This window comes from Metabacillus sp. 113a (genome assembly GCF_050107635.1).
In the GTDB taxonomy this organism is placed as follows: domain Bacteria; phylum Bacillota; class Bacilli; order Bacillales; family Bacillaceae; genus Metabacillus_B.
Map to the genome: position 1 here is coordinate 183750 of NZ_JBNILJ010000004.1, position 22660 is coordinate 206409.

Consider the following 22660-nt stretch of genomic DNA (forward strand, 5'->3'; position numbering starts at 1 on the left):
GCACATCCCAATTTAATCTATAGGCAGAACCGGCCGGAAAAAGCGCGGTACCTGACACTTTGTATGGAAAAAAATTAAGGGAGCGTGTTAAGTTCCCCTGTAATCAAGCCGTAACGAGAGAGGATATTTCCAAATGCCTTCCATTCCTTCTATTCTTGCTGATACTGAACTCTCCTGCAGCGTTAAGATCTGCTATGCCGCTGAAACCGGAAGCCGGATATGGGGCTATGCATCAGAGCTAAGTGACTATGATGTACGTTTCATTTATATTCATTCTCCCGATTGGTATCTTTCAATTGATCAGGGCAGGGATGTAATTGAGCTTTCGGCCAGCGGCCCGCTGGATATGAGCGGCTGGGAGCTTACGAAGGCGATGAGGCTTTTCAGGAAATCGAATCCTTCCCTATTAGAATGGCTTTATTCGGAGACGGTCTATGTCAATCGGTATTCTCTTGCTGATCGCCTAAGAATGCTAAATGATTCTTATTTTGAGCCAAAGCCTGCGCTTTTTCATTTCCTGACCATTCTGAATTCTAACAAGAAGAGGCTCGCTGGAAATGAAATCCCTGTAAAAGCGTACCTTAATCTTCTCCGGGCGATGGCTTCAGCCAGCTGGGTGGCAAAGCGAGGGACGTTCCCTCCATCCGGTGAACAAGTATTTACGAACACACATCAAATCCTAAAGGACGAATTTTCGCGGGCCGGCGCTGAAAAGCTTTCACACAATCTATCCATCTCTCTCAGCAGGGAAGTGCAGGAGTTTATTCACCTTGAGTACGAAAATCTACGTGAAAGGGCGGAGTCTTTCAACAAAAAAGGAGAAGATCCCACACCGGAACTTAATCTATTATTCAGGAATGTTCTCCATAAAGCGTGGAAGTAAAGCAGTTTTCAACAAGAGAACTGTTTTTTTTTTGCACTTTTTTAAAAATAGTGTGATCCATTAGGAAACGGCTCCCGTTTACTAGGTGTAAAACAAAAAACAAAGGAGTGAACAGTACATGAACATGAAGAAAATTTTGATCATGATGATGGCTTTGCTGCTTTTTATCCCGACTATGGCAATGGCCGCGGGGGAAAAGTCTCAGCCGACAGTATCAACTCCGGCAGCGGATCTTAGATCCACACTTGACCAGCTGCTATCCGAACACTATGTATTGGCTGTTATGTCTATGACCAAGAAGTTTGATGGAGCAGAAGATGCAGAACAAGTACAAGCTGCACTTAACCAAAACGCTAAGGATATGACACCGGCTATCGAGTCTGTTTATGGCAAAGATGGAGCGGCTCAGTTCGAAGAAATCTTCCTTGCACATAACAGCTATACGGATTCTCTTGTAGAAGCTGCGAAAAGCGGTGATGAAAATGCACGTAAAGAAGCTGAAGCAGAAGTACAGGAGTTTGTAGACGAACTTTCAGCATTCCTTGGAACAGCAACAGAGGGAAACCTTCCTGAAGCAGCAGCGAAAGAAGCTCTTCGCGCACATGAAGATGATGTAATGAAAACATTTGATCTTTATACTGAGGGCAAGTATGAAGAAGCATACACAGCAATGCGTGAAGGATATGCCCGTATGTTTACAATCAGTAAAGCGCTATCAACAGCAATCGTGGCTCAAATGCCTGAAAAATTCGAAAACACGAAAGCTGACACACCAGCAGCAGAGCTTCGATCCAACCTGAATATGCTTGCTTCTGAGCACTTTGCTTTAGCAGCGATCAGCATGCAAAAAGGATTCGATGGTGCGGAAGACTATGATTTCGCAACATGGGCAGAAGATATGCATACAGCAGATTTCAAAGCTGCAATCGTATCAATCTACGGTGAAGAAGGCGGAGCACAATTCGAAAAGGTTTGGCAGTCTGAGCACATCACAGCACAAGCTGACCTTGCTGCAGCTGCAGCACAGGGCGATGAAGAAGGAATAAAAGCTGCTAAAGAATCACTAGGCATGTTCTCTGAAGACTTTGGTGCATTCCTAGGAGCAGCAACGGAAGAAAATCTTCCAACTGCTGATGCACAGGCAGCTGTTAAAGGCCATGAAGATACAGTAATCAGCACTTTTGACAGCTATGCAGCTAAAGATTACGATGCAGCATACACTTCATTCCGCGAAGGCTATGCTTACATGTACGGTGTAGGTGAAGCTCTTGGAGGAGCAATCGTTAAGCAAATGCCGGATAAATTTATGGCAGAAAATATGCCGTCTGATATGCCTAAAACAGGTATGGGCGGAGCAGCTGATAATCAATCCCTAAACATCATGCTTGCAGCACTTGCCGGAATCGCAGCACTTACTGGAGCGATTGTATTCCGCAAAAAAGCAATGAATAAGTAATACAGCAGAATTGAGAAAAAGAAGAGAATTCCCTTCTCTTCTTTTTCCTGTAAATCTATCCCTTTGAAGCGGAGGTGCTTTCATGAAATGGTTCCTGTCAATTGTATATATAGGACTGTTCACTCTATTCATTTATAGTGCTGCTGACTATTTTTCTCTGAATAACCGGCAGCCTGCTACTACAGCTAATGGAATCGAAAGACAGCCGGAAGAGAAAAAGGAAGAGAAGCCTGGAATTATCAGGACAGATCTTCCTCTAAATAAAGAGTTTCCGAGAATCAAAGACCAGATTGAATCCATGAACGGTTTAACCTCTGACTTTAAAGGCATAGAACCTGCTAAAGTAGAAATACCATCCATTGAGGTTTCGGCTGATATGGAGCATGTTGGAACCCTTCCGAGCGGTCAGATGGATGTCCCGAAGGATGACCGCAATGCAGCCTGGTACAATCCGGGAACAAAACCTGGAGACAAGGGAAATGCTGTTCTGGCCGGTCACGTGGATAACAAAACCGGACCAGCTGTCTTCTTCGATCTCAAAAAGCTGGAAAAAGGCGACGAAATTATCGTCAAGGATGATAAAGGGAAAGAGATTGTTTTTGTTGTTAAAAATAAAGCAAGCTACGGACGGACGGACGCTCCGCTGAATGAAATTTTCGGAAGCTCCGATAAACGGAATCTGAATCTGATTACATGCACAGGAACATTCGACAGGGAGAACGGAACACATGAAGAGCGGCTCGTAGTCTACACAGAGCTTAGAGAAGATTTTGTCAAACAGATTGAAACTAAAGCTGAGAAGCCGGCCGCGCCTACCCAGGCAGAAGTGAACGGGAACTTTGTTTCCTGGCATGCTGTCAGGGATGAAAAAATCATCGGCTACCGGATTTACCGGAAAAATAAAGACGGGATCCCCGAACAAGTGGGCAGTGTTTCTTCACTGGACCGGAAAAATTACAATGATCCTGATGCAGGAAATTCCTCATACTCTGTAACCTCTGTTGATTTATACGGCCAGGAATCCCAGTTTGCCAAATGGACTGAAAAAAAATAATTCTTCCACCCGTTTCGTGAGCGCGAAGCGGGTTTTTAATTGGGGTTAATGTGAGCATAACGCTTATAAAACAGATGTCTCTTTGATATGATTTACATAAAGTCAATAGGATCTTAGTTCCTCATTTCTCATAATTTCACATACTTCTCTCATTCTCTTGCCAGATTCTTTTTCTATAATAAAAACATGGGCTAAGAGAGCGAAGAATAAAAATACACGGGAGGAATTCGCGATGGGTTATTACGATCAGCAAACCAATACAAACCAAGAGAATCAGGAGATAACTCCATCCCGGTATGGTGATGGAAAAAAACCTGTTAAGCAAAGCCGGTGGAAGCCTGTACTGTCCTCAATCACAAGCGGTGTAGTCGGAGGGATGATTGTTCTTGGGGTTTACCCAATGATTGAAGACAAACAGGAGGAAACTCCGGCCTCTCAATCGGCACCAAACGAACAGACTGCTTCGCAGACTGCAGCCAATTCAGATAATGTGACATCAGTCAGCAAGTCCGGCAGTGTAGCGGATGTAGCGGAAAATCTATCTCCTTCTATCGTTGGTATATCAAACCTTCAGCAAAATAAGCAGAGCTTCAGTGATGCAGCGAAAGAGGCAGGCTCTGGTTCAGGCGTCATTTTCAAAAAGGAAGGCAAGGATGCTTTTATTTTGACCAATAACCATGTGGTGGAAGGTGCGGAGTCACTGGATATCTCACTTTCCAACGGAGAAAAAGCAAAGGGGAAACTCGTTGGAGCAGACGCGCTGACAGACTTGGCCGTGCTTCGGATTGATGCTGCTGAAGCACCTGGAGTCGCGCCAATCGGTGATTCCTCCAAACTTCGTGCCGGGGAAAGTGTCATTGCCATCGGCAATCCGCTCGGAATTGAGTTCTCAAGAACGGTCACCGAAGGAATCATCAGCGGAACAGATCGAAGCATTCAGATTGATACATCACAGGGGCCATGGGAGCTGAATGTTCTTCAGACGGATGCTGCCATTAACCCCGGGAACAGCGGCGGACCGCTGATTAATATGAGCGGAGAAGTCATTGGCATCAACAGCTTGAAGATCAGTCAAAGCGGGGTAGAAGGACTGGGCTTCGCCATTCCAAGCAGTGACGTGATGCCGATCGCAGAACAGCTGATGGAAAAGGGTCAGATTGATCGTCCGTTTCTGGGGATTTCTATGGGGGATATCGAACAGATTCCGCCTCAGGCTGCTGCCGAAGAGCTTGGGCTTCCGGAAGGCATGACAACAGGCGTTTATCTAGATAAAATTCAGTCAGGTTCACCTGCTGATCAAGGCGGTCTAGAAAGAGGCGACGTGATTACCGCCTTGGATGGCAAAAAAATAAAAAATTCCAGTGAGCTTAGAAAATACTTATATGAAAGCAAATCGGTAGGCGATACCCTGAAAGTCACCGTATATCGCGATGGCAGCAAACAAGACCTTACACTAAAGCTCACTGCTCAAGAATAGATCACCAATCCATTAATACTAGACTATTTCGGCCTGCTTCTTAATTTGGAAGCAGGTTTTTTGATTTTTAAAAAGTTTTTGTATACTAAATTTCGAAAAGATTGCAGGGATGCCGGGGAATGAATAGTAAGGTGGCTGCTAAAAACTATGAAAATCCTGGAACGGGCTCATTTTGTAGTTTCGTCATTTAGACAAAGGGTAATACAGCCAACGTAACCGCCCAAATCTGTACATATGGAAATAAAGGCAAGGAGGAAATGAAATTTGGATTATAAGGGGACAAAAGATTCAGTTACTAAAGATGATGTAACGGTCGTGGATATAGGGGCGGCTAAAAAAGCAGTAACAGCAACCAGTATCGGAAATGCAATGGAATGGTTTGATTTTGGTATTTATTCTTATCTCGCAGTAACCATCGGTAAAGTGTTTTTCCCTGAAGTGGATGGACCGATGCAGCTGGTATATGCATTTGCAACATTTGCTGTTGCTTTTCTTGTGAGACCCATCGGAGGCATCTTTTTTGGTATGCTAGGGGACCGCATGGGACGAAAAAAAGTGCTGGCGATTACGTTAGTGATGATGGCCATTGCTACTCTGGCGATTGGACTGATTCCGAGCTATGAGTCGATTGGTGTTACGGCATCAATTTTGCTTTTAATTGCACGTCTTGTGCAGGGGTTCTCCACCGGGGGCGAATACTCAGGTGCGATGACGTTCATTGCGGAATCCACACCGGATAAGAAAAGGGGGATAATGGCGAGCTGGCTCGAAGTCGGTACGTTAACCGGTTACATTGCGGGCTCGGGGCTTGTTACGCTGCTGACCTTTATACTTGGCTCTGAAACGATGCTTGAATGGGGCTGGCGGATCCCATTTTTAATTGCCGGACCTATTGGGATAGTAGGCTTGTATTTAAGAAATCAATTAGAAGAAACACCAGCTTTTGAAGCGATGGAAAAAGCAAAGGACAATAAAAAGGAGCACATCTCCTTAAAGGAATTGCTCGTTTTCCATAAAAATCCATTACTCATTGGGATCCTGCTTGTCTTTTTTTATAACGTAACGAATTATATGGTGCTTTCTTATATGCCTTCTCATCTTACGGCTGTCCTTGGCTACGGTGAGACAAATGGTCTTCTCCTCATCCTGATTGTTATGTGTGTGATGATTCCCATTGTTTTATTGATGGGGTATTTCAGCGACCGTATCGGAGGGAAAAATATTATCTCAGGCGGACTTACAGGTCTGATTATTTTTTCAGTTCCAGCATTCTATATGATTGGCACCGGAAATACTTGGCTCGTTTTTCTCGGAATTCTCATTTTAGCCATCTTTTTGGCAGCCTTTCAGGGGACAATGCCTTCGCTGCTTCCATCCTTATACTTTACCGATGTGAGGTATGGGGCGCTTTCCATCACGTACAATTTGTCCGCCTCATTATTTGGGGGAACGACTCCGCTCGCAGTAGCATGGCTAATCAATGAGACAGCCAATAACTATGTCCCTTCTTACTACTTGACAGCTGCATCGGTTATCGGCATTGTGGTTGTCCTGTTTTTGGTGAAAGATCCAACAGGAAAGCCGCTTCGTGGATCCCCCCCGGCAGTTGAAAAAGAGCAGGAGATTCAAGCAGCAGTAAAAAAAGGTCAGGCTGAGGGGCTATGGTGGAAGGAAGAAAAAAAGGAAATCGAAGGCAAAATCCAAGCTCAGAAGTCTGAGGAAAGCTTAAATTAATTCAAAAGGCAGGTTTCAGATGAATTTCTGGAACCTGCCTTTTTTACAAGAAGGCTGCACATACCAGTGCCGTACTATTCGCCCCCGCCATCAGATGATGAGCTTACCGATCCTGCAATCGCAGCAATCATGATAGCCTGCTGTGCCTGCAGCACAATTTCCATGGACGTATAAAGTCCGGTTCCAAGAACGGATGCCTGCTGAATACAGCCGCTTACGGACAAGTGAGTGGCGGCGGTAAAGTTCATGTTTTTATACCATTTAAACTCCCTGTCTGAATTCAGCTGGTCAACGGTTTCAGCAAGAATGGCCAAATCGCGGCTGCTTTCTCCAGCCAGGGAGAGGAGGCCGATTTCTGGATAATGTTTTTTCTTAATCGTAAATCCAAGCTGCTCCAGTTCGCGGGCAGATTGTGTACAGCGCGACAGAAGACTGTGAAAATTGGATTTTTCATCCAGTGATAGAATATGGCTGAGAAATTGCAGGTCATTGCCTTTTTTAAAGCCTTGCCTGTTTAGTTCGTCATAATAGGTTTCCATTCGCTCAACCAGTTCGTTTACAGCTTCTTCTTTATGGGAGAGAAGTGCGGCAAGAGGATAATCGCTGGCAGAGGTCAGAAAAAAATGCTTTTCTTTCATGCGTGAGTAGATGGAGTATGCTTTAGATGCTTTTTCCAGGCTAACCGGCGAATCAGCAGCAGTCCCCATGATGGCCAATGCTGCAATATAAGTAAAGATGCCTTTCCGGAAACCGGCTTCGGCAAGCAAATCATGCACATGGTTCATTTCTTCAAACTTTGCAAAAGGATCTTCGTACCGGACATCCAGCATCGCTGCGGTAATAAACCGGTGATAGGATTTAAATGGAGAAAATAGACCGCTGTATTGCTTCATGTAATCACAAATATTTAAATAGGATGGAAGGTGGAAAGGTTTGCCGGAGACAGCATAGAGGGAAGCCGCCATCATTATAACCCTTTGATCCGCAGCCTTCCATTTTAATTCTTCTTTCAATGATAAATAAATTTCTTTGTACAAATATAATTTGTGCTGGATGGTTTCCATGTGAATCCTCCTCGTCCATTGCCTCCTTTACATACGTATAAAAAGCAGGAAAGATTCCTTCAGCTTGCGGATTTTTCCATTTTCTTCTCAATTTCAACAAATTCCATTTGTTTGGCAGAGACTTCAGAGAGTTCTTTTAAAGGAGTAAGAAGAAATTGAACGTCACGGTCAAATAAGTACCGTTCCTCAAATCCTTTTACGACAAAGGTGGCGAAAAACCAAATTTGTTCTACATGGTTTGGCGCAATTGAACTGGCAAGGTTCTTCAAGGCTTTAACAAGTTCAATCGTGATCATAATATTATCACGGGAGTAATGGCGGATGGACGCATAAGAATCGTATAAATAATCATCAAAGCTGCGCTGCTTCATCACAACTCTCAGGTTTTCTCCCTCATCGGATAAATAAGGAGAAAATTGAGTAACCCGGCAAATTGTCCTAAGCAAATCCGATATTTGATGGATGGAAATGGTGGCTGTCTTCATATCATCGTTTCCTAATGAACGAATAGCAATCTCTACGAATTTCATTAAGTTGTAGTGGATATCCTGAACATCTGTCTCAGATTCCCCAACAAGCACCGCTTTGTAATAATCCTTCTCGCGAATGTCCTTTCCTTCTGTCCTGTATAAACAGAAAAGGGGATTTCCTTTTAGAATAAATTCGCCAACATCATAAACCATTTTGACGATGAGTCCATCGCGTATGGCCAATTCCAGCAGTTTCTCATAATCGGCGATTTGAATATAACCTGATTTTTTTGAAAGCAGGGAAAAGCCTTCCTCCTCTGGAATTTGCTGTTCGAGCTTCATTGCATCAACTGACCTGTAAGGTTCAAGGTCCTCTTCAAGAGAATGAAGGATCGTTTTCGTTGAATCTTTTTTCATAGAATTTGCCATATGGTTTACCTGAAGCCATTTAACCGCGTGGTTAATAAAGAACACGAAAGTTCCGGCACAGATTATGACAAGCAGCGTAACGGTGTATGGAATCGCAAAGAATGCCATGTTTTCTTCACTGGATGTAAACAGGAAAACGAGCATGGTGTACAGGAAGCTTCCTATAAAAATGCCCAGAATTCGCTGTGTAGCTTTAGAGGCAATGAAGTTCTTTAAAATTCTTGGTGAATATTGGCCTGCCATGGATGTGAAAGCAACGAGGACCAGGTTAAATGTAAACGTTGTAAGAGTTAATACAGCTGGCGCAATCGTACTCACGAGTGTATTCGTCAGCTCAAATTTCACACTTAAAAAGGACGGTACTTTCGAACCGAGCATAAAAGGATAATCCAACATAAGAGTGATGCAGGCAAGTAAAACGGAATAAAGGCAATAGATCAAAGGAGCAAACCATAATTGAGACCGCAGCTCGTTGATAAACTGCCTTTTTGTGATATTTTTTAATTGTATCGTTCGATTCGATAAAAATGACATGCTGCAAATCTCCTTAAAAAAAAGCTACTGGTTTGTTTCCCGCAGAAATATTCACTCAAACATTATATGGTAATCATAGAGATGCAGAGAATTGGATAAATCGCAGGTACTATCTGATCATTAGATGCATCCGGGTTTTACATGCCTGCTCATGCCTTCTGAACATCAAAAAAACCCAACAACTCTCGCTTGGGCCGAGTTCCTGGGTTTTTAACTATTGTGCATTCCCTTTTCCAGCTGAAGCAGCGGAACACCATCTGTCTATACCAGTTGCAGAAACCGTTAAAACTGCGTCTAAAGCAGCTTTATGCTGACTTAGATTCAGCCGGGGTTTCGCAGCTTTTCTTTTTAAAAAAGAACCGGTATATGAGATAGCCTGCCAGCGCCAGTCCTGCAAGGATAAGGATGACGGTTTGCATGCTAGACAGGAATGTTTGGACAGAGCCTAAATTTCCGGCTGAACCAAGCCATAGCATAGCAAGGTTTAATGGGAAAACACCAATGAATGTCAAAAGCAGAAAAGGCAGCAGTTTTACTTTTGATAATCCTGAAACGTAGGAAATATAGTTCCCCACACCAAACGGCCTCGAGATGGCAATACTCCAGATCCCGCATTTTTTAAACCATCGCTGGGTCCGTTCGATGGTTTTCCGTTTACGGTTAAACTTCTCTTTTACTTTATGCTCAAGCTTCGCTCCAATCCAGTAAGGAATAAGAGTAAATACTGTGTATACCAGACTCGCGAGGAGCGCAATCAAAATCATCTGGGAGAAAGGCTGATCAAGTACATATCCGTAAGCAAGTGTTAAAAGGGCTCCTGGAAATGGAACAGAGGAAGCCTCAATGGCAATTCCACCGAGCAGCCCCCAAATACCGAACGTTTTTAGGATGTTAATGACAAATTCAAGCATAATAGCTCCTTTCCAAGAGAATCAGTCGGTTACTAATTCCCTAAGAAAGGAGCACTCTAAACTGGAATATATTTGTTCCTATAAATATAGAGGAAAATGCGAGGTACGGTCATAGTAAGAAGCTTCGGCTAAATCTTTAAATAATTTTGGTTCAGAATGTGCTTTTAAAAAGTTTTTATAAACAGTAGAAGCCATACCGGGAGCAGCAGCCAAGCCTTTAACAGGATTGGACAGAGCAAAAAGGTACAAAAGGAATCCTCCTCTCTTTGTTATATCGATCGTTCACTGAGCCATTGACCCAAATAATCAGGGAGCCCATTTTTCACAGTGAAAGTAGCGTGGCCTCCGTGAAGCACATGGATGCTTTTATCCGTGCTGGAAACATGGTCTATCATTCCTGTGCTCAATTCCATTGGAACGAGCTTGTCATTAGCAGCGCAGATTACGAGCAGATTTGCCTTAATGTTTGATAGTTTGGCATCCCTGCCATTAATTTTTAAGGTGCCCTTAAGCAGTTTGTTTTCTTTTCCCAAGTCTTGTATAAGCTGTTTCATTGCCGCGCCTGAGAAAGGAATATGCCCCTGTGTCCAGCGATTGAACCGTCTCCAATAGTCTGTGTATTCTTTATGGTCAACCCGCTTGAGGAGGGATAAATAAGGGCTGTAATAAATAGGATAGCTTACCATTCTTAGTCCTGCCTTCATAAAAAAAGCAGGGATAATACCAACCGCGTCGAATAAAGGATCCAAATCAGCTTTTCCTTTTCGAAGCCCTTCTGTAATTTGATCGAATACTTCATACTTGTGAAAATCAATAGGAGCCACATTTAAGATGAAGTTGCGGATCGGTTCATCGGCTACAGTCGCATAAATGGCAGCAACCGTTCCCCCGAGGCAATACGCAATCATCGTCAGCTCTTTGGCACCCGAATGACGAAGTGTTCTTCTGGCCGCTTCCTGGACATACTTTTTAACATACTCATCAATGGTAATGTCCTTATCTTCATACCCGGGGACACCAAAATCGAGCAGGTAAACGTCGTATCCTTCATTGACAAAAGCTTCAATCATACTGTGTCCCGGCGCTAAATCAAGAATGAATGCTTTATTAACAAGTGAATACACAAGAAAAAGCGGAATCGAATATTTCCTTTCATTTGCAGGATAATGCCAAAGAACAGCCTTATTCTTTTTCCAGACAGCTGTCCGGGGTGTCATTCCAGTATCCGGTTCCTGCTCCGACAGGAGAAGAGCGGTCTTTTTCAGTTGTTCAACTATTCCGGCAGCTGGAATCATGATTCTGATGCTTCCTTTAAGAGGGGATGCTTTGTTCCAAGGGCATGGTGAAGGAGAACTTCTTTTAATAATCGTTTCCTTTTTTCACCTTCTGAAAGCTGAGTCTGTTTATTCAGGGCGGATGGAGCAGGGTCTGCTTGCTTAGGGAGGGGAAGGTCAGCCGGGTTTTCCTTCTTGGCAAATTCATACAGGAAGCTTTCGATTTGATCCAGTTTTTCTTCCATCTGGATAGTGAGATTTGCTAGACGCAGAAAATCCTTTTTTGTAGCGTAATTCAGAGGAACAGAGAGGAATTCGGAAATTTCCTGACTCTGATGATAAAATTTTTTGATAAGTGGAGCAGCTATATTGGCAAGGATCAAAAGATCTTCCCGATTCAGCTCAGTCTGAATTGTTTCATTAAGCTTTTTTTCCAGTTCCGTTCCGACTTTTTTAATTAGGGCCAACGCTTCTTGAGTAGTCATGTCAGGCATACGATGTTCCTTTCTCGTTCATTTATAGGCTTGTATAATAGAAACCGTTTACCGCTCTGCGGGCAGCAGCAGGAAGCGGAACTAAACGGAGTCTCTATTAATCATCACATTACAGTATAAGTTTGATTCTGGTAAATGTGATAAAAATGATTGATAAGCCCGTACGATCAGGAAGAAATGTCGTGTGTATAAAGTTATGAGTAATTATACCTATTTTTAGGGGTTATTATTGAAAATTGGACTTTAGTGACGATATTATAGTCATAATGAATCAAGACTATAAGACTCATACTGAAAAGGAGTGAGGGATATGGCGTTTATGGAAGCTTTTCGTGCAGCCTTTATGTGGGCGCATATTGGAGTGCTGGCGGTCGGCTGCACGTTCATCTATTATCACGTATACAAAAACCGTAAAAAAGGGAAAGCTTAAAGACTTCGGTATAGTTTAGAAAATACATCATTTAAATACTTTTCTTTCGGAGTCGTTCTTCCTGCAAACAGCTTTCTCTCAATGATGAGGGCTAAATCTGCACAGGAACGGACCTCAAGCTCATTCATATATTGATGGCGGGCTTTATTAACCGCAAAAAGCCTGCTGGAATCACTTACAAAGGAAAGAAGCTGTTCTTCAAATGGACGGCTGCCATCAATTTTTTCAGCAAGCCCTCTATTTGTTAAGTAATCCAGGTTGACTTCTTCCTGGCCAGGCAAGACAGAATGAATGAAAATCAGCAGCTTCTTTCGGATCGATTCGCTGATTGTTACACCGCCCGGTTTTGTTACAATTGCGTCTGCCCAGCCATACAGCTGATTCATTTGTTCAGCTGACGCAATATAAGGCAAAGGGGTGATGTGGGGAGAACCCAGGTTCTCAACTTTTTCAAATAAGGCCTTATTGGAACCGCATAAAACCTTGTATTCTACCAGTCCGCTGTTTGAGAATTGGAGCAGATTCGGCAGGTTTTTTCCAAGTCCGAGGCTTCCCCCTGAGAGGATGACGTGAATTTTTTCATCCGAATACCGGTTCATTTTCCGGCGGTTTAGACGATCATTCGCAAGAATTCCAGACACAATAATTTTGTCTTCCTCTATTCCCATTTCGAGCAGTTCATTTTTAATATCCTTGCTTGGGACACAATGCAAATCTACTTTTTCTTTTCCCCACAGACCGTTTATGAAAAAATCCGTATACAGGTTCAGAACGGGAACATCACATACTCCGTACCTTTTCAGTTTATCTACAAGAAACGAAGGGAAGCTGTGGGTACAGACAATTAAGTCCGGCTTCTTTACTTCAATCAGCTGTTCCATTTTTTCAAGAAAAATCGCTTCATATGCCGATTGGACAATGTCTGATTTTTTATTGAAGAAAAGCCGGTAAAATGTACTGTAGGCACTTGGAAATCGTTTTATCCAGGTTAAATACAGTGTGGATATGAATTTCTCCAAACCGGCGTTAACGAAGCTCAAAAAATCCACCTTCTCACACTGCAGTTCCGGATCATGCTTTTGCAAAGCCTCTGCTAATGCATTTGCACTCCGATGGTGACCGGATTCCATTGTAAACAAAGGCAATACCAATACCTTTTTCATATAAACGCCTCCTTTTTTAGCATCCTAATCCTCAAGCATAATGGGCAGCGGCTTCCGCAGCGATTTTACAACAGGAATCGCTGCGGACAGAAGACCGATTGTCACACTTGCGATCAGCCACCCTGCAATACCTTGAGGGTAAATCTCATTCTGCAGAGGTGATCCGAGCAATGACAGGCCGATTCTTGTACTTAAAAATTGACTTAGCGGGAGGGAGATCACCCCAGCCAAACCCCAGCTAACGATGGAGACAATAATGCTTTCTCCTGCATACATTCTAAATATCTTTCCCGACGATCCTCCGATGGCCCTTGTAATGCCAATTTCTTTCTGGCGTTCATACACGTTCATGCTGGCAGCTGTCATTAAATTCATCATTCCTAAAAGGGTAAAGAGAAACCCGGCCGCTAAAATGGAAGACACTACCAGTCCAATGATTTGTTCTGGACGTTTCTTCATAGCCTGAATCGTTTCAGAGCCCTCCACTGACACATTACCCGCTGCTAAACGCTTTTCGAGCAGGTCTGAAGCTTCTGTAAGGTCGGCACCGGATTTCATTTTTACCGCAACCCGGTTTGCTGCATTGCTTGAAAGCCATTGCTCATAATCATTCGAACTCATATAAGCAGCAGGTCCCTTTAACTGGCTGCTGATGATTCCTTTTATAGTAAATGCTTTTTCTTCTCTGCCTATTTTAAGCTTTACGGTCTCGCCTGCTTTTGGATTTTCAAGCAGAGTGCGCAAATCCTCATTAATAACAATCGCAGGCTTTCCTACCTTACTGAGCCATTGTCCCTCCTGAACGGCAGGCCTGATGAGTTTGGACTGTTCTGGAAGCGACATAAGCAGAGCATTTTGTCTGCCTCTATCTTTGGAGAGAACTTCTGTATTTCGAACCGTCCAGCCTTCTGCTTCGCTCACACCTTCTGTTTTCTCAAAAAGGCCAATCAGTTCTTCCTTCGGTAAATCACTTTTGACAGACCATTCCTGATCATAATTCCAAAAGTGATTCATTTGCTGAAGCTGATTGGTCAGAGTCTGATGCAGAGTAAGACAGGATAGGATGATCGCTCCTCCAAATGAGAGCATCAGAATATTGGATAGCACCTGAGCTTTTCTAGACCTTGCATGTCTCCAGGATAATAGACTGAGGGAAAACCATACAGCTCCTTTTTTTTCCTTTGAAGGAAAGGAGTGCGGCACATTCCGCAAAGAATCAGTCAGCGGCTTGTTCAAAACGTTTAAAACAGGCCAGAATGCACCGAAAAAAGGAATCGCTAGTGAGAATCCGGCAAGCAAATACACCGTATTTAAATCGATAGATTCTGTGTACGATCCGATATTCAGCTCTTCTGCCAGATATCGGACTGCCCATTTGCTTCCATAGTAGGTCCCTGCTGCAGATAACAAAAAGGACAGTGTCCCTATTAACCCTAAATAAACAATATACTGCCTCCATATAAACGAAGCCGATGCCCCGACAACCCGCTGAATCCCTAATTCTTTTACTTGTTCGGCGATGACCCGGTGAAATAAATGAATGATTAGAATGAATCCGAGAACAAGAGAGCAAAGCCCGAACAGGATAAGCACCGTTAAAATGGAAGAGGCAAGAGTGTTTCGTATATAAAAGGTTTCCTCTGACTGTTCAGTGCGATAGGAAGTAATGTCTGAGGATTTCAGGATTTTGTTAATCCGGGAAATGAGCTGATCCCGTTCCTTTTTACTCGTTCCATCTTCAAATCGGACCTGAATCTGTGTGTAAGCCAGTGGGACACCTAGTTTTTTCAGGGCATCCTTTGTCAGATAAACATAGCCTGTGCCGGTAAACCCTGCTGGGATTCTGGAGGGGTCCGATACTGAGCCTGATAGCTGCATGCTTTTTTGCTTCTCACCGGGAATAAGAAGCTTGATTTCTTCGCCTTCCCTCCAAATGTATTCATTTTTGGTGGAAGCTTCAGCGTAGACACCTGAATCGGATTTTTCATCCTTTGCGATGTTGATTTTTCCAATTTGAAGCCTATCTTTATCAGGTAATCCGGTGACTTCAATATTCTTATATCCGTCCTCTGTTTTCGCCCTCGCACGAAGAGAGATCCTGGGCTCTGCTTTCTCCAGACCTTCCAATTCTGCCAGCTCTTTAGGGATATCTTTAAAGGAGTTGGTGTAAAAGGATGCATCCGCTGCGTTCGATTTTTCCATGCTTTCCTGTAAAGCTGCTTCAAATTGAAGCTTCGTATGAAGAATGGTTCCCGCAATCGTTAGACTGATTGAGATTGATAAAAGGATGAATAGTGTTTTGGCTTTATGCTTTCTTATATCGCGAAACGGTTTCTTCATCATTAGCGGCATCATGTTCCGCCAGCTCCGTGCTGCTGATAAACACCCGTATGATTTGATATGATTTTTCCATCCTTGACCGTGATAATCCGGTCAGTATTTTTGGCGAGCTCCAGATCATGTGTAACCATTGCGATGGTTTTCCCATTTTTGGATAGGGTTAGAAACAAGTCCATTACACCCGCTGCATTTTCTGTATCCAGATTTCCGGTTGGTTCATCAGCAAACAGGATGGGAGGATCATTTGCAAGAGCTCTGGCAATGGATGCTCTTTGTTTTTCCCCTCCTGAAACATAATCCGGGAACATATGGGCCTTATGCAAAAGTCCTACAGAATTCAGCAGCTCAGATGCGCGCTGTTTCTTGTTTCTTTTATTAGAAGAGAACGCCATAGGGAGCATTACGTTTTCCAGAAGAGTAAGGGTCGGAAGCAGATGAAAGGACTGAAAGACAATTCCGATCTCCCTGTTTCTCCATTTTGTCAGCTTCCGTTTTGAAAGCTTAGTAATTTCCGTTCCATTAATGATGATCTTTCCTCTTAGGGGCTGGTCAATACCGCACAGGAGATTTAGCAGAGTAGATTTTCCGCTTCCGGATTTGCCGGTTATCGCTACAAATTCGTTAGCCCGTATGCCTATATTCACTTTTTTTAGAACATGCTGCCGCTCGTGGCCGTTTGCATACACCTTCTCAATCTCAACCGTTTCAATCATTTCTGCACCTCACCGCGGTTTCTGGCTTGTCTGCGTTTCAACATCTATAAACCTCCATACCATTAAATATCATGTGGCTTGAAGATTGGCAACCAGCCTCCTACCCCCAAAAACGTATTGTATAAGTCGGATTGCGTATATATTCACAGAAAATAGACGTGAATAATTAGCACCTCTGGAATTTTATAGTGGAAAAGGACAATGGATATGTGAAATCCTTCTCATAAGTAATGTAGAAAAATGACGAAATTTGTCGAATATGATTGATTTTTTTAGACCTGTTTTCTCATTTTTCTTAACAAAACTTGATTTATCATCGAATATTTTAAAAGTTCACGGATTTTCAAAAAAAGTCGAAATTTGTGGTGTTTTTTCATTACAAATATATTACAAAAATTACAACGAATTTAATGTTTAATCTTGTATGTTGAATATAGGTTTTTACAAACCCTTACGGATACAGTGATTTTTATATTACATAAATGTTACAAAGTGAAGAAAATGATAATGTGTAATAGATAACGCTTACAAGCTTGCAGTTAACCCATTTTTCCCGTTTTCTTCAAAACAAGGATGAATAAAGTCACGGGCAAAACGGCAGATTGAATGCTTTCAGAAAATTTCTTACTCTGAACGAGATGAAAGTTCCGGTACGAACCGCCTTAAAGCGAAAGAACGGGACTAATATCAATTTGAGAGGAGAACGAGTATGGCTAAAGTTGAACAGGATCTGTCTGCGGTAAACAGCTCGCAGGAAATGAACACACAAAAGAAATTATCAACGAGGGAAAAAACTTTCGTTATTTCTTTGTTCGTGATCACAGTAGCAGCCCTTTTTTATGTAAACTGGACTGCATCTGATAAGTTGAATTTAACAATCGGTCTTTATGGTTCTGTTATGATTGCCTACCTATTAGGGAAAATGCTTCTTTCCTTCAAATACCAGGAAGTCATGATGGATCCGCCTGATTTAAAGGTATCAGTCGTTATACCTTCCTATAATGAATCACCCGATTCTGTGCTTGGCACCATTGAAAGTATTCTGAAGCAGGATTATCCAATTCATGAAATTTTCCTGATTGATGATGGAAGCAAGGACATTTCTGGTTATGAGGCGACTTTAAAACTTAAAGAAAACCTTATGTCAGGTGTTGGTGAAACAGCCGCTGAGCTGGCTAAAGGCAACTACAAAATGCCGAATTTGATTGTTCATCGCCTTCCTCAAAATAAAGGGAAACGCCATGCGCAAATCTGGGCTTTCGAGAAAGCAACTGGAGATGTATTTATTACAGTAGATTCAGACTGTACTGTATTTCCAAACGCTGTCCGTGAATTGCTAAAACCATTTAACAATCCGGAAGTATCAGCTACAACAGGCCACGTAAATATCCGAAACCGCACTGATAATGTTCTTACCCGTCTTATTGATATGCGTTACGACAATGCCTTCCGTGTAGAGCGTGCTGCTCACTCGGTTACAAATAATGTTCTGGTATGCAGCGGACCATTAAGTGCATACAGACGCGAAGTAGTCATGAAAAACCTGGATCACTACGGAAACCAAATGTTCCTTGGACAGCAGGTTCAGCTTGGTGATGACCGCTGCCTGACAAACTATGCGATTCGTGAAGGAAAGACACTTTATCAATCGACTGCCCGCTGTATTACAGATGCTCCAACAGATTTGCGCACACTGCTTAAGCAGCAATCACGCTGGAATAAATCATTTTTCCGTGAGAGTCTTGTTGCATTGAAAATTGGTTTTACAAAGCCGAACGTTTTTGTATGGGTCATGCTTGAAATGTTCCTTTGGATTGCATTCGGTATTTCACTTATTCTTGCCATCTACTTTACGACGACAACAATGGGCTGGATCTTGCTCATCTACTACCTGGCTTACGTTATTATATCGGCATACGCCCGTAACGTTTTTTATGCCTATAAGAGGCCGTTTACATTCTTGCTCGCACCATTATATGGTTTGCTTTTCCTAATTCTGCTTTGCCCGCTTCGCTTCTGGGCGCTTCTGACTATTCGCTCAACTGCTTGGGGTACACGCGGCTAAGCAAAATATAGAGAGAAATTTCATGTGAATGGAGAGGTTTTAATGAAAGTACGTAAAGCGATTATTCCAGCAGCCGGATTAGGCACCCGTTTCCTTCCAGCTACGAAGGCTCAGCCGAAGGAAATGCTGCCGATTGTAGATAAACCGACGATCCAGTATATCGTAGAAGAGGCCATTAAATCGGGGATTGAAGATATTCTCGTCATTAGCGGACGCGGTAAACGCGCCATTGAGGATCATTTCGACAAGTCCTATGAGCTTGAGGAAACGCTCTACAAAAAAGGGAAATTCGATAGACTCGAAGAAATCCAGTCCATTTCGAACATGGCAAACATCCATTACGTGCGCCAAAAGGAGCCTCGCGGACTTGGCCATGCGATTCACTGTGCTGAAAGCTTTATCGGAAATGAACCTTTTGCTGTATTGCTTGGCGACGATATCGTTAAATCCGAAACTCCCTGCCTGCAGCAGCTGATCAGCGTGTATGATAAATATGAATCTTCTATTCTGGGTGTACAGGAAGTAGAGCATAAAGATGTTTCAAAATACGGCATTATTGCCCCACTTGAGAATCATACACTGGAAGATGGTGTATTATCCCTCTCATCCGTAGTAGAGAAGCCTGCTGCAGAAGATGCGCCTTCCAACTATGCCATCATGGGGCGGTACATTTTGACACCTGAAATTTTCAGCATTCTTGAAACACTGCCTCCCGGTTCCGGAAACGAGATTCAGCTGACAGATGCTATCAAAATTCTGAATGAAACACAGACTGTTCTCGCGTATAATTTTGCAGGCAAACGATATGATGTGGGAGATAAGTTCGGATTTGTAAAAGCAACGATTGATTTTGCTCTGGAACGCGGCGATCTTGGAGACCATGTTCATGAATATTTAAGCAGCCTTGTGAAAGAAAAAGAAATTACTTTGTCATAAACGTGCATTTGTCCCAGCTATCCAATGGACAGCTGGGACAAGCATGTCCCGCTGTAAAGCATAGGAGGAGGAAATCATATGAATATTGCCATTATCGGAACGGGTTATGTAGGTCTGGTTACCGGGGTCTGCCTTTCTGAAATTGGACATGACGTAACATGCCTTGACATCAACTCTGAAAAAGTAGAAATGTTGAAAAAGGGAATCTCTCCTATTTATGAACCAGGCCTTGAAGAGCTGATGGTGAAAAACACCGAAGCAGGGCGCCTGAAATTTACAGACAGCCATATCATCGGCCTTAAAGATAAAGACGTTGTGTATATTGCGGTGGGTACTCCGCAAGCTGAAGATGGATCTGCTAACCTATCTTATATTTTCAAAGCTGCAAGAGATATCGGCCAGAATATCACGAGAGACGTGACCGTTGTTACAAAGAGTACCGTCCCGCTCGGCACGAACTACAAAGTGCGCGAATTGGTTATGGCGAACCTGCAGGACAATTACCTCGTAGAAGCTGTATCCAATCCTGAATTTCTAAGAGAAGGATCTGCTGTTCACGATTCCTTTAACGGTGACCGCATTGTAATTGGTGCTGACAATGCAGAAGCGGCAAACATTATTGAAGAAATCAACAAGCCATTCGGCCTGCCAATCTTAAAAACGACCATCAGCAGTGCGGAAATGATTAAATATGCAGCAAATGCTTTTCTTGCTACAAAAATTTCCTTTATCAACGAAATTGCGAATCTTTCCGAAAAAGTAGGAGCAAATGTAAGCGAAGTGGCTGAGGGCATGGGCCAGGATGCTCGAATCGGCAGACAATTCCTTAATGCGGGCATTGGCTATGGAGGCTCTTGTTTTCCAAAGGATACCCATGCACTTGTGAAAATCTCCCAGGATCACGGACATGATTTTCACCTGCTGAAGTCGGTTATTCAAATTAACGAAACCCAGAAAACACGTCTGGTTAATAAAGCAAAAGAGCGCCTTGGTTCTCTTGAAGGCAAACGCATTGCCCTCCTGGGACTTGCTTTCAAGCCGGAAACAGACGATATGCGTGAAGCTGCTTCTATCGTTGTTTCACAGCAGCTTGTCGAAGAAGGTGCTGAAGTCGTCGGCTACGATCCGATCGCTGTTGAAAATGCAAAAAAAATCCTTCCTGAAGAAGTCATCTATGCAGAGCAAATTGAAGATGCCATTAAAGAAGCAGACGCAGTCTTTATCCTGACTGACTGGAAAGAGATTGTTGAAAAAGCCCTTCTCATGTCAGGCCTTTTCATGGAAGAACCAATTGTATTTGACGGCCGCAACTGCTACTCAGCAGAAGAAGCGCAAAAACTTCATGTAGAATACATCTCCATTGGACGCGAAGCTGTCCTGCCTGCGGGTGAAAAAGAGCAGGAATCGATTCTTGCTGCTTCCTTTTAACCAATAGATTACTAAACTTACAGCTTAGGTGTTGGCATCCATGTAACTAAATTTGAGAGGGTGCAAGGAATGAAGAAAATCGCTTCAGCAGTATTGGCGGCAGCAGTAGCTGTCAGCGCAGCAGCTCCGGCTTCAGCTGCGGAAATCAAGGTTCCGCAAAGTGCAATTGAACAAGCCAAGAAAATTGATGTGAACTCCATCTGGAAAACCGTTGATACGTTCAAAGGCACAGTGATGCTCAAAGACGCAAAGTACAGGGTCAGCTACTCAGAAGAAAATGGCAAAGTAAATGTTGCCATTAAGAAAGAAAGCGGAAAAGAGACCGTCGCAGTAACAGGAGAAGAAGCAAATAAGAAAGTTGTCCAATTTGTTAAAGACCTTGACCTTTCTCTTAAGCTGAGCAAAGAAGAAGTGATTAAGCGCTTATCCAATGCCTTAGGTGTAAAACCTTCCGATGTTACCCGTGCGAACGTATCCATTGGCTTTAACAACATGGCCGGCGTTGACTTCTCCTTTAAAAAAGGTGAAAAATCAGCTGTAATCAGCCCGTACAGCATTAGCAGACTTTACATGAAGGTAGAAGATAAAAACGGCTACTACTATCATGTAACTTACCTGACAAGCGGCGATAGCATCAAAGCAGTAATCGAAAAGAATACCGCTGCCGACAAGAAAACATACAAAGGTTTCTATGCCCTGCTTGAAGCACTAAGAATAAAAGACAGCATCATTCCAGAAAAAGACGCAACCTGGAACGGCTACCTTGATCAGCTTTCCAAAACACTGGGCTTGAAAGTAACAGATATCACAAAAGTCGAAGTGCAATCTCAGTTTGAAAACAACTCAAAAGCCAACATCAGCTTCGAGAGATAAGTGAACGAACCGCCCCGGATTAAGTGTGGGGCGGTTTTTTTTTGGTTTTAAAGTGGCTCAACGGGTGAGAGGGTTAGATAACGGATAGGCCGGGCGGCTATAAGGCTGTGGGTGAAACAGATCGATTTAACATATTGGGCTTTTTTAGGAACGGCTGCCGGGTTTGGACATGTAAATTGATTGAAATGAAATCAAAAGGAAGACTTAGGATTTGTGTGGGGCGTTGTGAGGCAGGCGGCGGGATAAAACAAGGGAGAACATGGATCCTATTTGCGGAGGGGAGCACATTTTTGCACGAGCGAATTAGTCAACGGGATAAAACAGGGGAGAACTTGGACAAGGCGGCACCCGGAATCGGCGTTTTTTGGGATATATCGGCTATTTTTGGAATATATCGACCATTTTTAGGATATATCGACCATATTTCCGATATATCGGCTATTTTTTAATTATATCGACCGAAACGAGGCGGATATCGACTTTTCGGGAGGATTCGACAAGGTGGGGCAATTCATGTTTGGTCTGCAGTGCTCATGCTAAGTCAGCCTCGTTTAGATCACTCAGCGGAATCTAGTATTTTCCTCCCCCCACTATCCAGAACGTCATGCAAACTCCCCTTAGGATCAGGAAAGCCATGCTTCCAACCGCTTATGATGAAGGTTCCACGTTTTGAAAGCGTTATCTATAGGGTATTATCCAGAATAATACAGGGAGGAGGAACAACCATGGTGAATACGTTTAACGAATCTGCGATTGCAACCTATTTAAAAACAACAGCAGAGGAATTATGTGAAGAGCTTGGCTCAAAGGATTGGGGAGACACAGACAGAGCCAGATTGGAGGGGAAAATCGCAGCGTACAAGCAAATGCTTGACCGGTTTGAGCTTGGGGATTACGAATGCGAGCACATTAAAACAAACAGATAAAAGCCT

20 protein-coding genes are annotated in these 22660 nt (G+C 43.1%); 11 read left to right on the forward strand and 9 right to left on the reverse strand.

The features are described from left to right. The first annotated feature begins 133 nt into the window (after positions 1-133). From ACQCVE_RS09170 to ACQCVE_RS09190, 5 genes are all read left to right on the forward strand, one after another. A complete protein-coding gene (locus tag ACQCVE_RS09170) occupies positions 134-883 on the forward strand; it encodes a DNA polymerase beta superfamily protein (protein ID WP_426842754.1) in 750 nt (249 codons plus the stop codon). Positions 884-1001: 118 nt separating this feature from the next. After that, on the forward strand, positions 1002-2339 hold the full coding sequence (locus ACQCVE_RS09175) for a copper amine oxidase (protein ID WP_426862548.1): 1338 nt from the start codon (positions 1002-1004) through the stop codon (positions 2337-2339). An 82-nt stretch (positions 2340-2421) separates the two neighbouring features. Next, complete coding sequence (locus tag ACQCVE_RS09180) at positions 2422-3393, forward strand: sortase domain-containing protein (RefSeq protein WP_426842752.1); 972 nt, start codon at positions 2422-2424, stop codon at positions 3391-3393. Positions 3394-3625: 232 nt separating this feature from the next. Further along, positions 3626-4870: a S1C family serine protease gene (locus ACQCVE_RS09185; protein ID WP_426862550.1), complete on the forward strand. Its 1245-nt coding sequence runs from the start codon at positions 3626-3628 to the stop codon at positions 4868-4870. Between the two features lie 264 nt (positions 4871-5134). Beyond that, on the forward strand, positions 5135-6604 hold the full coding sequence (locus ACQCVE_RS09190) for an MFS transporter (protein ID WP_426862552.1): 1470 nt from the start codon (positions 5135-5137) through the stop codon (positions 6602-6604). 74 nt (positions 6605-6678) lie between these two features. On the opposite strand, the gene ACQCVE_RS09195 is transcribed toward ACQCVE_RS09190, so the two are convergent. From ACQCVE_RS09195 to ACQCVE_RS09235, 9 genes are all read right to left on the reverse strand, one after another. Continuing rightward, on the reverse strand, positions 6679-7668 hold the full coding sequence (locus ACQCVE_RS09195; RefSeq protein WP_426862554.1) for a DUF4003 family protein: 990 nt from the start codon (positions 7666-7668) through the stop codon (positions 6679-6681). 59 nt (positions 7669-7727) lie between these two features. Continuing rightward, positions 7728-9101: a DUF2254 domain-containing protein gene (locus ACQCVE_RS09200; protein WP_426842748.1), complete on the reverse strand. Its 1374-nt coding sequence runs from the start codon at positions 9099-9101 to the stop codon at positions 7728-7730. A 305-nt stretch (positions 9102-9406) separates the two neighbouring features. Then, entirely contained in the window at positions 9407-10012 is a 606-nt protein-coding gene (locus tag ACQCVE_RS09205) for a DedA family protein (RefSeq protein WP_426842747.1), read from the reverse strand. Positions 10013-10090: 78 nt separating this feature from the next. Beyond that, complete coding sequence (locus ACQCVE_RS09210; RefSeq protein WP_426842746.1) at positions 10091-10261, reverse strand: hypothetical protein; 171 nt, start codon at positions 10259-10261, stop codon at positions 10091-10093. 20 nt (positions 10262-10281) lie between these two features. Next, positions 10282-11307: an alpha/beta fold hydrolase gene (locus ACQCVE_RS09215; RefSeq protein ID WP_426842745.1), complete on the reverse strand. Its 1026-nt coding sequence runs from the start codon at positions 11305-11307 to the stop codon at positions 10282-10284. After that, entirely contained in the window at positions 11304-11780 is a 477-nt protein-coding gene (locus ACQCVE_RS09220) for a hypothetical protein (protein ID WP_426842744.1), read from the reverse strand. The genes ACQCVE_RS09215 and ACQCVE_RS09220 overlap by 4 nt, the downstream gene beginning before the upstream one ends. Before the next feature lie 426 nt (positions 11781-12206). Then, entirely contained in the window at positions 12207-13373 is a 1167-nt protein-coding gene (locus tag ACQCVE_RS09225) for an MGDG synthase family glycosyltransferase (RefSeq protein WP_426862556.1), read from the reverse strand. A 24-nt stretch (positions 13374-13397) separates the two neighbouring features. Then, positions 13398-15728, reverse strand: a complete 2331-nt coding sequence (locus ACQCVE_RS09230; RefSeq protein ID WP_426862557.1) for an FtsX-like permease family protein — start codon at positions 15726-15728, stop codon at positions 13398-13400. Then, complete coding sequence (locus tag ACQCVE_RS09235) at positions 15725-16426, reverse strand: ABC transporter ATP-binding protein (protein ID WP_426842741.1); 702 nt, start codon at positions 16424-16426, stop codon at positions 15725-15727. The genes ACQCVE_RS09230 and ACQCVE_RS09235 overlap by 4 nt, the downstream gene beginning before the upstream one ends. Before the next feature lie 709 nt (positions 16427-17135). Here ACQCVE_RS09235 and ACQCVE_RS09240 point away from each other — a divergent pair. The 6 genes from ACQCVE_RS09240 to ACQCVE_RS09265 all read left to right on the forward strand — a co-directional run bounded on the left by ACQCVE_RS09240 (position 17136) and on the right by ACQCVE_RS09265 (position 22654). Continuing rightward, the gene (locus ACQCVE_RS09240; protein ID WP_426862559.1) at positions 17136-18491 is read left to right on the forward strand and encodes a glycosyltransferase family 2 protein; all 1356 of its coding nucleotides are present in this window, start codon (positions 17136-17138) and stop codon (positions 18489-18491) included. A 42-nt stretch (positions 18492-18533) separates the two neighbouring features. Continuing rightward, entirely contained in the window at positions 18534-19427 is an 894-nt protein-coding gene (gene galU / locus ACQCVE_RS09245) for a UTP--glucose-1-phosphate uridylyltransferase GalU (protein WP_426842739.1), read from the forward strand. Positions 19428-19505: 78 nt separating this feature from the next. Then, positions 19506-20855 (forward strand): UDP-glucose dehydrogenase family protein, encoded by a 1350-nt coding sequence (locus tag ACQCVE_RS09250; protein ID WP_426862561.1) that lies wholly within the window; start codon positions 19506-19508, stop codon positions 20853-20855. A 69-nt stretch (positions 20856-20924) separates the two neighbouring features. Beyond that, complete coding sequence (locus ACQCVE_RS09255; RefSeq protein ID WP_426862563.1) at positions 20925-21728, forward strand: YusW family protein; 804 nt, start codon at positions 20925-20927, stop codon at positions 21726-21728. A gap of 107 nt (positions 21729-21835) precedes the next feature. Further along, on the forward strand, positions 21836-22177 hold the full coding sequence (locus ACQCVE_RS09260) for a hypothetical protein (RefSeq protein WP_426862565.1): 342 nt from the start codon (positions 21836-21838) through the stop codon (positions 22175-22177). Between the two features lie 276 nt (positions 22178-22453). Then, entirely contained in the window at positions 22454-22654 is a 201-nt protein-coding gene (locus tag ACQCVE_RS09265; RefSeq protein ID WP_426842736.1) for a hypothetical protein, read from the forward strand. The last annotated feature ends 6 nt before the right edge of the window (positions 22655-22660 follow it).